The following is a 13,162-nucleotide window of genomic DNA, read 5'->3' on the forward strand; positions in this document are numbered from 1 at the left end:
ACCGGATCGATTTTGAGCTTGTGGGCAACGATATCCACAACCACTTCCAGAGCACTCATAAGCTCCGGCAAACCAAAGCCCCTATACGCCCCCCCAAAGGGTTTGTTTGTGTAAACCGCATAACAGTCTGCCCAGACGTTGGGAATGTTGTATGCTCCCATTGAAGTGTACCCGGCGCTCCTGACTGGATTTGCACCATATTCGGCCGAGATTCCAGTATCGAACCAGAACGTGTTACGGATTCCCTGCATTAATCCATCGTCGCTTACCGCCATTTCTATTCTTGCAACGAAACCCTGTCGAACCCATGAGCTCAACATAACCTCTTCTCTTGGAATGAAGAGTTTCACAGGTCTTCCTTTGATGTCTTCGTCCATCGCGGCGGCAAGACAGAGAGCCTCGACTGTCATTCCTGCCTTTCCGCCAAAGCCTCCGCCTATCGGAGGAGCAATCACTCGGATCTTATGAAGAGGATAATTAATACCTTTGGCAATAATGTCTCTCACTGTGAAAGGAGACTGCGCGCTTGTCCAGATCGTGATCTCTCCAGACCCAGGATCCTGTTTGCATATCGTACAGAAAGTTTCAATGAAACCGTGAGCGATCTGAGGGCAGGTTATTGTTTCCTCGAAGACATGAGCAGAATTCTTGAATGCTGCCTCCGTGTCCCCCTTTCTAATTCTGAACCAGTTTGCGATATTGGTGTTCGGCTGAGGTGTTATGAAATCAACATGCTCGTACTTATGAAGATCCGGATGAACCAATACTGAATTATTCGTCGCTGCCTTCACGGGGTCAAAGATCGCTTCGAGTTCGCTGTAAGTTACTTTGACTTTTCTCGCTGCTTCTGCAGCTGCCTCTTCGGTCTCGGCAACTACAAGAGCGACGGGTTCTCCAACATATCTCGCTCTTCCAATGGCCATGGGGGTTCTGTCCTTCAAATATAGTCCAAAGTGATGGGGGAAATCCTCTCCTAAAAGGACCTTCAACACTCCAGGAATTTTCAGAGCTTCCGAGTCATCGACGTTCAGGATCTCTCCATGAGCCACAGAGGAACGGACAACCGCTGCGTGAAGCAGTTCGGAGCCGAACCTCAGGTCGTCGGCAAACTGAAGTGTACCTTCGGCCTTTTCCAAGTCATACTTCCTCGGCAGCCATTTCCCTATCCCAGTCTTCGTCTTAATAGTCTTCACGCGTCCCACCTCCTCCGTTATTTCCAGAAAGAATGGCGGCACTCTTTTTGACCGCTCTGATGATTGCAAGGTAACCCGTGCACCTGCAAATGTTTCCCGAGAGGGCTTCCCTAATCTCTTCATCTGAAGGAGAAGGATTTTTCTTCAGCAGTGCGTAAGTAGTCATTACCATTCCAGGAGTGCAGTATCCACACTGGATGGCGCCTTCATCGATGAAGGCCTGCTGAATTGGATGTAGTCTTCCTTTCTTCACAAGTCCTTCGACGGTGAGAATGTCTGCACCCTCGGCTTCTCTGGCAAGAATAAGGCATGACTTTTGGGGAAGGCCATTCATTATCAAAGTACAGGCTCCACATTCTCCCTCTTCACAACCCCTCTTGAGACTGGTAACGCCTTGCTCTCTTAGGGCATTTAGAAGTGTCGTTCTATCTTCAACAACCAGAGTTGTCTTACGGCCGTTGAGCGTAATGGTTACGCGCTTGTCCTTCATTTGTGAACACCTTCTCCCGCAGGTCTTTCAAGACAACGAGAGATTGCTCTTCTCGTCAGTTCGGCAATCATCTCGACCCTGTATTCTCTGGAGGCTCTCACATCCGTGATGGGATCGACTGCATCGGCCGCTAATTCTGCAGCTTGGTCTATTACCTCGTCATCTATGTTGCTGCAGGAGTTAAGCAGCTTTTCAGCCTCAGTCGCTCTAAGGGGTCTAGCAGAAACGGCGCAGAAAGCAATTCTGAACTCTCTGTTATCATCCTTGAAGAGCGTGCAACAGACGGCAGCCTGAGCGATATCTAGAGCCTCTCTTCTTATTGCTTTGAGGTAACAGCCGCTGGTCTCCACTGCTGGAAGAGCGATCCTTATTCCTGTGACGATCTCATCGGTTCCAAGAGAGGTTCTCTTTGGTCCAGTAATAAACTCCGAGACCGGAACCTTTCGACTGCCGTTCGGTCCCGTGATCTCGACTTTCGCGTCATAGCAAACCAGAGGTGCGATCATATCTCCTGAAGGGACTGCGGCACAGACATTTCCGACAACTGTGGCACGATTCCTTATAAGTGGATCCGAGTGTGCCTTGCATGCCTGAACCAAAGCTGGGAAGTAACGATTCAATGAATCGTCTCCGATAACTTCGTTGAGAGTTACCAGCGCTTTCACTTCAACGTTGTCCTCGTTCACAACTATTCCTTTGAGTTGCTCCACAGCCGTCAAGTCAACGATATAGTCGGGTTCCTTAATAGACTTATGCAGCCATACAATAACGTCAGTGCCACCGCTCTTAACCATGGCCTTATTCCCATGGCGCTGAAGCGTGTCCAGTACCTCCGAAATCGAGCGGGGTCTTTCTAGAACGAAGTCACGCATTCGCTATCGCCACACTTTCAATAAGATTTATTCCTCTTCGTCGAAAGCTACAATTCTGCTTATACACGACTCTCCGCCGACGAACCGCCAGGGGAAGCAACCTATTACCATTCTTTTGTTAAGTATCTTGTCTATCTCTCCGCCGACGTTTTCTGCGTGAATAATGTCATATGGGAAGAGAAGAACATGCATCAACTGGTAGTCTTCGTCAGGAAAGATCTCTTCGAGTGACTTCCCGTATTTCTCATGCATATAGCGGTCGCACTCCTTTGCCTGAACCGGCATCCACTCACGAATCTTCGTGTTCATTGGATGGTCGGCCGAACCACAGTCGACACCTATCCACTTGATCTTCTTCATTTTGCACCACTCTGCGAATTCCCTGGTTGGTCCGGGGTGTTTTATCATGTATCTTACTTCGTCGGCCTCGGGCTGATCGTAAGCATATTTGTGGTATCCAGTGTTGATAATAAGAATATCGCCTTCTCTCACCTCTACTCTCTCTTCGATGTCCTTGGAAGTGTAGATTCCATAGTCTTCTGCGATATCCGAAAGATCAACTATTACTCCGGGCGCAACAAGTTCATTGAGAGGTATGCTCGCGATGTCTCTCCCGTGAGTGCAGAAATGCAACGACCCGTCCAGATGAGTCCCAACATGGTTGGAATGCGTTAGAAGCTGTCCGTTTGCACCGTTTGGGGCAAGCCTCTTGAAAAACTTTATCTGTAGGGGCTCATAGGTTGGCCATGGTGGTGTTAGGTGGCTGATCGGTTGCGATAACTCGTAAATCCTTATCTTGTCCCAGTTCTTCGGTACCATAAACTACCTCCTCTATTTGGAATATTTCTCAACGAATGCTTCAGCTGCCTTGACAAAGGCTTCAGACGGCATCCTTACTATTCCCGCTCCGACCTGTCCTTTGCCGGCCTCTTTGTGAGCCGCACCGGTGTCGAGGATTGGAGTGATGCCCGTTTCCACGACTTTGATCAAATCAATTCCCGTAGGAGTTCCGCGAAAGTTCAGTACGGGAATCGTGAAATGCTTGTTTTCTCCCACACAGATCTCATACATTTCCTTCGTGTAGTTAACCGCGTCCTGAGGGGTGCCTCCGACGAACTGAACGATCGCAGGCGCTGCGGCCAACGCAAATCCGCCAACTCCGTAAGTCTCCATAATTGCGCTGTCTCCTATGTCTCGATTTACATCGTCTTTCGTGAAACCAGGAAATAGCAGGACATCGGGCAGAGCCGCCTGACAGGTAAACCACTCGTTCTCTATTCCGGCAATCTGTATTCCGAAGTCGGTGCCGTTTCGAGCCATGATTGTGATCATGCTGGAACCCTCTACATAACCGACGCTGTCAAGCGAGGCCTTTGCCGCGGCCATTCCAGGATTCAAGAAGAAGTGATCATTGCCTGCCATAAACTTCACAACCCTGGAGAGGTTGTGATTACCCCGTTCCGCGTCTATCAAAGAAGGAACAAGTGTTCTAATCAGAAGTGAAGTGGCTGCCCTGTTGCGATTATGGAGTTCATCTCCCATGTGGAGAGACTGAGAGATCAAGCTCTTAAGATTGAGGCCACCATTATCTTCGACGTATTTTCGCACCCCATTTCTCAACACTGGATAAAGAACTTCACGCATCCAGTTCAGTCTTTCTATGACCTCTTCGCTGAATGCACCCATTCGCAAGACCTTTCCGAGGCCCTCGTTAAGAGTCGCATAGCCTCTCCTTCCAGAATTCTTTTCTTCAACTACCCATACCGGCAGATTAGGAGATATTATTCCTGCCATAGGGCCGACCGAGTTGTGGTGATGGCAGGGTTCAAAAGTGATTTCTCCTTTCGAAGCCAACGCTCTCGCCTTTTCCGGAGTTTCCGCCCAACCTTCGTAGAGAATTGCGCCTGTTATGGCGCCTATCATAGGGCCCGACATCCTCTCCCAAGTTATGGGCGGACCGGCATGAAGAATCATTTTTTCTCCGAAATTTGGAATAAACTCTTTGGCCATTCCGAGACCAACAATCTGGGGTTCGGCCTTCAAAAGCCTTTCAAACGCTATAGAATTTGCTTTATCGATGTCATTCAACCTCTTCACCTCTCAATTTCCTCAATCTATCCATCAACGAACTTTTGGCAAGAGGAGGTCTCCAATTGACCTTGACCGCCGGAACCTCTTGCTCCAGAAGATCGAGATAGAATCTCTCCATCCCAAGGTTTATTACTTTTGGACCACTGTTTAGCAAATCTTTGAACGACAAGATTATCGCTCCCTTCTTGAAATGAGACTCGAGGCCAGAAGCGCGGCCCTGGCATTACTCTCACAGACTATGACACCTGCATCTTCCAAAAGAGAAATCTGTTTCGCCAGGTCTTGAGGGTCTCCCGCTGTACCGCAAACATAAGCAACATAAACCGGCTTAATTTCTCTTTTTACCGCTCCGATAGCCTCTGCAACTTCTTGAGATGGGTTTTCCGCACTCCCATATCCCAGGACTACATCAAAGAGAACAACGGCCACTGAACTATCTTCCGACTGCTCCTTAAGCTGCTCGGCCCTGAATGAAGGATCTATCATGGGATGCAGTCTCCCCTGAGTGAACTCGTCTTCTCCGTAATCTATGAACGAATGACCTATGGGTTTCAGACTGTTCTCTAGCTTGAATTCCTTCCTTAGAGGCGCATTGCTGTAAATAGGGTTGATGTAAGACTGTGCGATGTACTGGGCTTCGTAGCAGAGAGTGCCACCGGTGAAAAGACCCCTGACATATTTCCCCTGAACCTCTTCAATGGGCCTCCAGCCTGAAAGGCTAGCGTACTCGGCTCTCAACTTGTCCCTCGCAGCTGACACCTCTTTGCCATTAAGAATCGCCTCTGCAACGACGGCACATTCCTCGAGCTCTGCCGAATAATGCACTCTATCTTCGTCTTTCCCGCAATCATCCCCCATAAAGCAAATAACACAATCCTTTCCAGTCTTCTTCAAAGAGTTTAAAATCCTCTCTTTAACCTCAGGATCAGGCGGTTTTCCAACCGCAATAATCAGAGAGATCTCTGGATCATCAGAGAGTTCTCGTATTCCTTTGAGGAAAGATATCCCTCCGACGCATTCTTTAACGTCTCTGCCTCCCGTTCCGATCCCATGCTTAACACCGATGCCGCGCCTACTAAGCTGCACCATTACTTCCTGAAGGCCGGTACCAGAAGCCGCAACGATTCCAACAGGACCCTCAGGACATACATTTGAAAAGCCAAGGCCCTTTCCATTGATGACCGCTGTGCCACAGTCCGGTCCCATGACGATCAGGTCGTTTCTGTCAGCGTAATGCTTCAGCTTTATCTCATCTTCAGTTGCGACATTGTCTGAGTAAAGCATTACGTTCAAGCCGTTCTTGAGAGCCTTCATCGCCTCGGCTGCTGCGAATCTTCCGGGAAGCGATATCAAGGCAAGATTGGCGTCTCTCAACACAGCGAGAGCACCTTCAAGCGTTCCCGGAGTATACTCGGTGTCATCTTCTTTCTTCTTCCAAGGAGGAGATGCGAGATACGAACGAGCTGTTTCGAAGATCTTATCTATTTCGTCTTTTCTGTAGTCGATTCCGATTAACAGGTCATCCGGAGAAAGAAACCCCGCTTTGATTTCAAAGCCGGCAGCTTTCATGATGTCAATGTTCGCCTCCGTCGCCATGTTAAGTACCGCATCTACGACGCCATTAATTCTCTTAATTTCCTTGGCCACGAGCATCAACGTTACGCTATCGTAGTATTCGCCTCTAACGACCTCGATTTTCTTCATATGAACCTCCAGAAACGATATCGGCAGTTCTAGTAATAATTACTTATCAAATGTTTAATATTCACTCTGACAATTCGATAGACCCTACATAATAACTCTCATTTAAGACATTGAGATCTACTCAGATAAGCTGTGGATCACTTCCTCTCTCAATTCCGTAAGCGAAACCCGCAAGCCATGCTTTTCCAGAGGAGTGTCCCCAGTTAATGATTTTTCCTGCCCTTTTCATGACTTGAAAGGAGTCGCCTTCATTGAGCGCTAGTGCAAGTTCTATTCCTCGCTTCCAGAATTTTCCGTCAAGTGCATCCCTGATCATTTCGGACGAAAACCAGGTGGTTTTTCGACTGAGTGCTTCCTCTATCTCACTTGACAACTTCTTTGTGTTTCTCCCTTCCAACTTACAGGCCGTAATCCATCCGACAAGAAAATCATCTCCCGCCGGCGTGAGGCCCGGCCCAAGACCCACCAGTCTGAATGGTTCATCAAGGTTTTCCTGAATGCATTTGAGTTCAGCATTGTCCATTAAGCTTAGCCATTCAAGCCACAATCCCCTCATCTTTCTATCCGGCAGTCCGCTCATGGCTGAAGGATCGAATTTCACTACGGCGCCTTTTATATCGATTCCAACTTCGTGACCGCTTGCCATTGGAGGAAGTCCCTCGATCAATGCCGATCGTGGCAGGAAATCGTCATCATCGACTAGAAGTGAGTATCTTCTCCCTTGTTCGTCTCTGAAGTTCACAGATTTGCTGAATGCCGTCTTCACTGTGAGTCTATATGTACTCTCTTGCCAGTCTGAACTTCTTTCGTAAGGATAGAGGTAAATCATATAATGCCTTTTCTCTTCAGCTCTTCCATTTCCAGATCGCTAAGCCCCAGCATCCCAGCATAAACCTCCCGGTTGTGTTCCCCTAAGAGAGGGGCTGGCCCGGCAATCGAGGCCGGCGTATCCGAGAACTTTATCGGTACACCCGGCATCTTGACATTTCCACATCTGTGGGGAACTTCAACGATCATTTCCCTCGCTCTGATTTGCTCGTCTTCAAATATGTCGGCGATATTGTTAATCTTTCCACTTGGAATATCAAGCTTCCCGAAGACACCCAGCCATTCGTCTGAGGTTCTCTTTTCTAGTTCTCCTCCAAGGATTTCCATAAGTTCTTCGAGGTTTCTTACTCTTGCAGGATTATTGACGAATTTCGGGTCGTCACACATTTCCGGTCTTCCAATTGCCTTACAAAATTTCTCCCATAAGACGTCGTTCCCAACTGCGATATTGATAATCCCATCAAGCGTCTTGAAAGATGCAAAAGGCGCGATTGAAGGGTGCCTATTTCCTATCGGAACGGGCGGCTCGCCGGTCGCGGCGTACCTTGCGATGGCATTTTCCAAAACGGAGACCATGCTGTCAAGCATTGCCACGTCTACCTTCTGTCCTTTGCCGGTGAGATTACGGCTGTGGAGAGCGGCGAGAATTCCGATACAGGCGAAGGTTCCGCAGAAGATGTCTGCAATGGAACTTCCGACCTTTGTCGGACTGTTTTCGTCGGGACCTGTTATGCTCATCATTCCACTCAGGCCCTGAATGATAAGATCGTAGGCAGTTCTATGACTCATGGGACCGGAGTGCCCAAACCCAGATGAACATGTGTAGATTAGCCTGGGGTTGATTTCACGCAGTCTTTGCGCCGAAAAAACCAAGTCTCTCGAATACACCCGGTCTGAAGTTCTCCACAAGTACGTCGAACCTCTCAATAAGCCTTTCAAGGAGCTTCTTTCCTTCAACGGTCTTGAGATTCAATGTAATGCTTTTCTTTCCTCTGTTTATGCTCATGAAGTATGCGCTGTCATCACCCACAAAAGGGCTGAACGATCTCGAGTCGTCGCCTCCTTCCGGCCGTTCTACCTTCACAACGTTCGCGCCCATGTCGCATAGAAGCATTGTGCAGAATGGACCTGCAAGAACCCGCGTAAGATCAAGAACGGAAATTCCTTCAAGCGGCTTTGACAAGTTCATCTCCTCCTGTATGGAATTCTTTTTGAAGGCTGAAAAGCGCTTTTACCTTCGCTGAGTATTCCCTTGTAGGAATCAAGGTTTCTATCTTCTATGTGGTCAAATATCTGATCTCTTGAAGCGCCCGGAGTTATCTTTCTTATAGGATCGGCCTCAAGCATCGCCGAAACAAACTCCTCACAGCCAGATGCCTGTGCCAGCTTCATCCCCGACGGGTGAACAATCATCGATGAGCCAAAGAAGTTTGACCCGCTTGAATCCTTACCGACTAGATTAGATGCAATCCAGTAGACATGATTATCATATGCTCTGGCCCTATTAGTGAGTTCCCATTGGTCGAAGGTTCTCAAAAAAGCAGAAGGACGACAGATGACTTCTGCCCCCTTGAGTGCCGTAACCCTTGCAAGTTCAGGAAAATCCCCATCGTAGCAAATCACTACACCTATTTTTCCTATCGACGCCGAAACCACAAGAGGATCCGACCCCGGAGTTGTCCAACCTCCCGCCGACAGTCTTTCAGTAGGGAAGGATGGGTCTTCCTATATACACCAATCATCCCCTCAGGACCGACGATGGCTGCGCTATTGTATATGACAGCGCGCTCTTTCCCCCGTTCATAAGTGGGAAAGCATATGTAAGTATCGAACTCATGAGCCCATCTGACAGCTTCATCTGTAAGACTACCGGGGATGGAATCTACTACCTCCCAGAGAGACTCTGCGTTTCCAATCGGAGTGAACCCCGTAGTAAAGCTTTCGGGCAAAACCACGAGGGAAGCACCGGTCTCCCTTTTGCAATTGCCTATCAAGTGATAAGCTTTTTGAAGATTTACCTTGACGTTCATAGGTTCTGCTTCAAATTGAATGGCTGCCGAGACAAAGTTTTTCATGATGGGATATCCTTTCATTTAACAAAAAGAGCATCTATATGTCACAATCTAGCACATTAGATGCCAATTAAAGATGCGTTATCTACACACCCTACTGTCTGCCGCGAAATTGCTTTCACCATATTGGAAATCTGAAACAAGAAAAAAGCAGGAAAGGGCAATATCTCTGGACCAAAACGTTTTTCTCTGAACCGAGAGAAATTTGGTGGTTGTAGAAACAAAAACAAGTATTCGGCGCTCTTTTCATATGCTCAATAATACTTCCAATCGCTTCCCTATGATTTATAACTTATCGTCATTAAAATCCCATTGTTCGAAATTCGAAGTATCACTTGACTTGTAACATACTTAGGTTGTATAGTTGATTAATGAAATTCTGTGAGGGATTATGTATGATCGATAGCGTATATCTAAATAAACTGAATATGTTCTGGTGGTGGAGCAGCCCCTTCAATGGGGGTTAGCCTTTTGCTACCAGGGTAAACCCATACTGAAGGGGCTCTCATGATGGAGAGCCCCTTTTATTTTAAGGAGGTAGTGGCATGAAGAAGAGAACTGTAGTGAATTTGAAGTCAGAGGAGTTGCCGAGAAGCTGGTATAACATAAAGGCTGATTTGCCATTCAAGATGGATCCGCCTTTGAATCCGGCAACAAATGAAGTTATAAACCCCGAAGATATGATGGCGATCTTCCCAAAGTCAATCGTAGAACAAGAGATGAGTGAAGAGCGGTTCATTCCAATTCCCGAACCGGTTCTCGACGAATATGCGGTCTTCCGCCCGAGCCCACTCATCAGAGCTACCTTTCTTGAGGAGTACTTAAACACCCCGGCGAGAATATATTACAAGTATGAAGGAAACTCCCCGACTGGCAGCCACAAAACCAATACGGCTATCGCGCAGGCCTATTACAACAAGACCGATGGCATCACCGAGCTCACTACCGAGACCGGAGCCGGTCAGTGGGGTAGCGCCCTCTCTTACGCCGGAAGGAAGTTCGGTCTCACCGTAAGAGTCTTCATGGTCAGAAACAGCTTTCAGTCTAAACCAATGAGACAACACATGATGAGAATGTTCGACGGCACCGTGGAACCAAGTCCGGGAGAGAACACTGAAAGCGGAAGAAACTTCCTGAAAGACAGAAAGAACTTCTCCGGCTCATTGGGAATGGCAATAAGTGAGGCAATTGAAATCGTACTCAATTCAAAGACGAAGAAGTACTCCTTGGGAAGCGTTCTCGATCACGTTCTCCTTCATCAGACAGTAATCGGACTGGAAGTAGAGAAGCAGCTTGAAATGCTTGGGGAGAAGCCCTCTTCGATTATTGGTTGCCACGGCGGTGGATCGAACTTTGGCGGAACGATCCTCCCATTCGTAAAGAGAACATTTAACGGTGATGATATCGAGTTCATTGCATGCGAACCGGAATCCTGTCCCTCACTCTCAAAAGGTGAGTACAGGTACGACAGTGGAGACTCTGCCGGTTTCACACCCCTACTTAAAATGTACACGTTAGGAAGAGAATTCGTTCCACCCGCAATTCATGCAGGTGGACTGAGATACCACGGCGCAGCGCCTCTCATCTCAAGACTGGTGAAAGAAGGAATCGTTACTCCCATTGCCTTCCCGCAGGAAGAGACCTTCAGGGCAGGACTTCTCTTCGCAACGACCGAAGGAATCATTCCCGCTCCGGAATCATGTCACGCAATTGCCGGTGCCGTGCGAAAAGCAATCGAAGCCCGAGAAACTGGAGAGGAGAAAGTAATTGTATTTACACTTAGCGGAAATGGCGCGCTTGATTTGTCCTCATTTACAAGCACACTCGAGGCGCACAGAGACGTTCTCAACTTCGATAAGCTGCGCGAATCGAGCATCGTAGAACAGTAACTATTTGAAAGTCCTTTTGTTAAACGGTTTCGGTGGATCGGCTGTTGCAATAATCAAGTAGAAAATGTTAGAATTGTTTTGTGATGTGAATTCTAGCTAGGGGGTGTACCTGTGAATAAGAAGGAACTTATTGCTGTGCTCGCGGAAAAGACTGGAGCAACCAAGAAACTCGTTGGAGACGTAATAGACGGTTTCATCGATGTCGTTGGAGAAGAGCTATCGAAAAATGAAGAAGTGAAACTTGTCGGTTTCGGGACATTCGAGGTTACCAAGAGAAAGGCAAGAAAGGGAGTTAACCCGAGAACAAAGGAAGCAATCGAAATTCCTGGCGGCAAGGTTCCGAAATTTAGACCCGGAAAAGAACTTAAAGAGAAAGTACAATAGCAATTATCCTAACCAATAGAGAAAAGTGGAGCTCAGTCTCCACTTTTTTCATTTGCCCATTTAGTAACGGCTTCAACGGCTTTGCTGTTTCTGAGAACCGAGTAAAGATCGGCCTCAGAAGCTTCTGCAATGCCCTTGACGCTTCCGAACGCCCTCATTAGCGCCTTCTTCCTTTTTGGACCGATTCCCGGAATGTCATCAATCTTTGAGCTCTGAAATCTTCTTTCTCTGAGTACCCTATGGTAGTTGATAGCAAAACGATGGGCTTCATCGTCTATGGAAATTATCATTCTCAAAACAGGATGCTCTTCTTTCAGCTTCACTCTGTCCCTGTTATCTAAAAAAACAAGCTCATTGAACTCCTTTGCGAGACCAACAATTTCATATTCTTGAATGCCTATCTCTGCAAACGCTTTTTCCACTGCTCTAAGCTGTGGCTCGCCTCCGTCGATCAGGAGAAGGTCGGGAAGCGGGTGCTTTGTATATCTTCTCTTCACAACCGTCGCCATCGCTTCGAAATCGTTTGGTTCTTCCAGTTCGCTTATCCTGTATCTTCTGTATTCCGACTTGTTGGGTTTACCGTTATCAAAAACGACTACAGAAGCGACTGTGTAGAGTCCCTGTGTGTGAGAGATGTCTATTCCCTCTATTCTTGAAGGAAACCGCTTCAAGCCCAGTATTTGCTGGGCCTGCTTAAGCGAATGTGTCGCATTTAGTCTTATCTTCATTTCTTCATCGATATTCTTGAATGCGATGCTCAGCAGCCTTTCTTCCTGTTCATCACGGGGCTCCCCAATATACGGGAAATCCCTTTTGAATTGCTTTATGTCCTTCTTCTTCAATCCAGTTACGATCAAGGCCTTTGGCATCCTGTTTCCCTTGGCGTAGTAGAACTGCGTGATGAAATCTATCGGAGTTCCCTCTGGAAAATCGAAAATCAGTTTTCCTAGTAGCATGCCGCCCCTCACTTGAAGCAACGCTGCCAGTCCGGCCGAAACGGCCAGAACATCTGCCTTAAGATCCAGTGGGGCTTCAACACCCTGGAAGGCATAAAGATCGTCCATTGTCGAGAGAATATCCCTTATTTCCGCAGCTCTCTCAAACTGCAGCGCCTCAGAGAGCACCGCCATTCTCTTCAAGAGTGCTTCCCTTACCTTCAATGTGTCTCCTTCTAGAAACTCGATCAACGCAGAAAGCTGTTCTCGATACTCCTCGGGAGAGACTTTCTCTACACAGGGCGCCGAACACATCTTCAAGTGATAGAGAAAGCATGGTTTCTTGACTCTGCTAAGTTCATAAGTACACGTACGGATTTTGAAGACTTTCTGGAGAAATTCAAGCAGCTTTCTTACAAGGCCTGCGCTGGTATACGGACCGAAATAAGAACCTTCAAGCTCTTTTGTCCTCGTAATCGCTAGATATGGGTATTGATCAGCCGAAATGTAAATATAGGGATAGGTACGCGAATCTCTGAGCAAGACGTTGAATTTCGGCTTCTTGTTGAAGATCAGATTTGCTTCGAGAAGGAGAGCTTCTCGCTCCGACGTAACCATTATGAAGTCGAGATCTTCCGCCTCTTCTGCAATACACCTTGCCTTTTCATTCTTTGACCAGGTTGATTCTCTGAAGTATGAGAGGA

The 13,162-nt window shown here is 47.5% G+C and carries 13 protein-coding genes and 1 pseudogene; 2 read left to right on the plus strand and 12 right to left on the minus strand.

Annotated features, from left to right (window positions below; translation table 11 throughout):
* From BG32_RS15025 to BG32_RS16935, 11 genes and pseudogenes are all read right to left on the minus strand, one after another.
* Positions 1-1,193 (minus strand): xanthine dehydrogenase family protein molybdopterin-binding subunit (locus BG32_RS15025; RefSeq protein ID WP_147435102.1); only part of this gene is annotated, 1,193 nt, incomplete at its 3' end.
* Positions 1,180-1,683 (minus strand): (2Fe-2S)-binding protein, encoded by a 504-nt coding sequence (locus tag BG32_RS15030; RefSeq protein ID WP_006486709.1) that lies wholly within the window; start codon positions 1,681-1,683, stop codon positions 1,180-1,182. The genes BG32_RS15030 and BG32_RS15025, both read right to left, overlap by 14 nt.
* Complete coding sequence (locus tag BG32_RS15035) at positions 1,680-2,555, minus strand: xanthine dehydrogenase family protein subunit M (RefSeq protein ID WP_006486710.1); 876 nt, start codon at positions 2,553-2,555, stop codon at positions 1,680-1,682. The genes BG32_RS15030 and BG32_RS15035 overlap by 4 nt, the downstream gene beginning before the upstream one ends.
* A gap of 27 nt (positions 2,556-2,582) precedes the next feature.
* Positions 2,583-3,374: a cyclase family protein gene (locus BG32_RS15040; RefSeq protein WP_006486712.1), complete on the minus strand. Its 792-nt coding sequence runs from the start codon at positions 3,372-3,374 to the stop codon at positions 2,583-2,585.
* A 12-nt stretch (positions 3,375-3,386) separates the two neighbouring features.
* Positions 3,387-4,652 carry a DUF1116 domain-containing protein gene (locus BG32_RS15045; RefSeq protein WP_006486715.1) on the minus strand — a complete coding sequence of 422 codons (1,266 nt, stop codon included), beginning with the start codon at positions 4,650-4,652 and terminating at the stop codon, positions 3,387-3,389.
* Positions 4,636-4,815: a hypothetical protein gene (locus BG32_RS15050; protein WP_006486719.1), complete on the minus strand. Its 180-nt coding sequence runs from the start codon at positions 4,813-4,815 to the stop codon at positions 4,636-4,638. The genes BG32_RS15045 and BG32_RS15050 overlap by 17 nt, the downstream gene beginning before the upstream one ends.
* Before the next feature lie 2 nt (positions 4,816-4,817).
* Positions 4,818-6,350, minus strand: coding sequence for a fatty-acid metabolism regulator protein (locus tag BG32_RS15055; RefSeq protein ID WP_121527076.1), 1,533 nt, complete (start codon positions 6,348-6,350; stop codon positions 4,818-4,820).
* A 121-nt stretch (positions 6,351-6,471) separates the two neighbouring features.
* Positions 6,472-7,179, minus strand: a complete 708-nt coding sequence (locus tag BG32_RS15060) for a DUF2877 domain-containing protein (protein WP_006486723.1) — start codon at positions 7,177-7,179, stop codon at positions 6,472-6,474.
* Positions 7,176-8,367: pseudogene (locus BG32_RS15065) on the minus strand (CaiB/BaiF CoA transferase family protein). The gene BG32_RS15060 and the pseudogene BG32_RS15065 overlap by 4 nt, the downstream one beginning before the upstream one ends.
* A complete protein-coding gene (locus BG32_RS16930; protein ID WP_259459801.1) occupies positions 8,364-8,834 on the minus strand; it encodes a carbon-nitrogen hydrolase family protein in 471 nt (156 codons plus the stop codon). The pseudogene BG32_RS15065 and the gene BG32_RS16930 overlap by 4 nt, the downstream one beginning before the upstream one ends.
* Entirely contained in the window at positions 8,816-9,253 is a 438-nt protein-coding gene (locus BG32_RS16935; protein WP_259459802.1) for a carbon-nitrogen hydrolase family protein, read from the minus strand. The genes BG32_RS16930 and BG32_RS16935 overlap by 19 nt, the downstream gene beginning before the upstream one ends.
* A 542-nt stretch (positions 9,254-9,795) precedes the next feature.
* On the opposite strand from BG32_RS16935, the gene BG32_RS15075 reads away from it, so the two are divergent.
* Positions 9,796-11,139: a TrpB-like pyridoxal phosphate-dependent enzyme gene (locus tag BG32_RS15075; RefSeq protein WP_014730982.1), complete on the plus strand. Its 1,344-nt coding sequence runs from the start codon at positions 9,796-9,798 to the stop codon at positions 11,137-11,139.
* Between the two features lie 111 nt (positions 11,140-11,250).
* Positions 11,251-11,523, plus strand: coding sequence for an HU family DNA-binding protein (locus BG32_RS15080; RefSeq protein ID WP_006486731.1), 273 nt, complete (start codon positions 11,251-11,253; stop codon positions 11,521-11,523).
* Positions 11,524-11,555: 32 nt separating this feature from the next.
* Here BG32_RS15080 and uvrC read toward each other — a convergent pair.
* A partial coding sequence (gene uvrC / locus BG32_RS15085) for an excinuclease ABC subunit UvrC (protein WP_121527077.1) occupies positions 11,556-13,162 on the minus strand: 1,607 nt, incomplete at its 5' end.

This window comes from Mesotoga sp. HF07.pep.5.2.highcov (assembly GCF_003666285.1).
Classification (GTDB): Bacteria; Thermotogota; Thermotogae; order Petrotogales; family Kosmotogaceae; genus Mesotoga; species Mesotoga prima.

Coding starts and splice junctions, on each gene's coding strand:
- BG32_RS15030 (WP_006486709.1), bottom strand. CDS start 1,683: ATGAAGGACAAGCGCGTAACCATTACGCTCAACGGCCGTAAGACAACT.
- BG32_RS15035 (WP_006486710.1), bottom strand. CDS start 2,555: ATGCGTGACTTCGTTCTAGAAAGACCCCGCTCGATTTCGGAGGTACTG.
- BG32_RS15040 (WP_006486712.1), bottom strand. CDS start 3,374: ATGGTACCGAAGAACTGGGACAAGATAAGGATTTACGAGTTATCGCAA.
- BG32_RS15055 (WP_121527076.1), bottom strand. CDS start 6,350: ATGAAGAAAATCGAGGTCGTTAGAGGCGAATACTACGATAGCGTAACG.
- BG32_RS15060 (WP_006486723.1), bottom strand. CDS start 7,179: ATGATTTACCTCTATCCTTACGAAAGAAGTTCAGACTGGCAAGAGAGT.
- BG32_RS16935 (WP_259459802.1), bottom strand. CDS start 9,253: ATGAAAAACTTTGTCTCGGCAGCCATTCAATTTGAAGCAGAACCTATG.
- BG32_RS15075 (WP_014730982.1), top strand. CDS start 9,796: ATGAAGAAGAGAACTGTAGTGAATTTGAAGTCAGAGGAGTTGCCGAGA.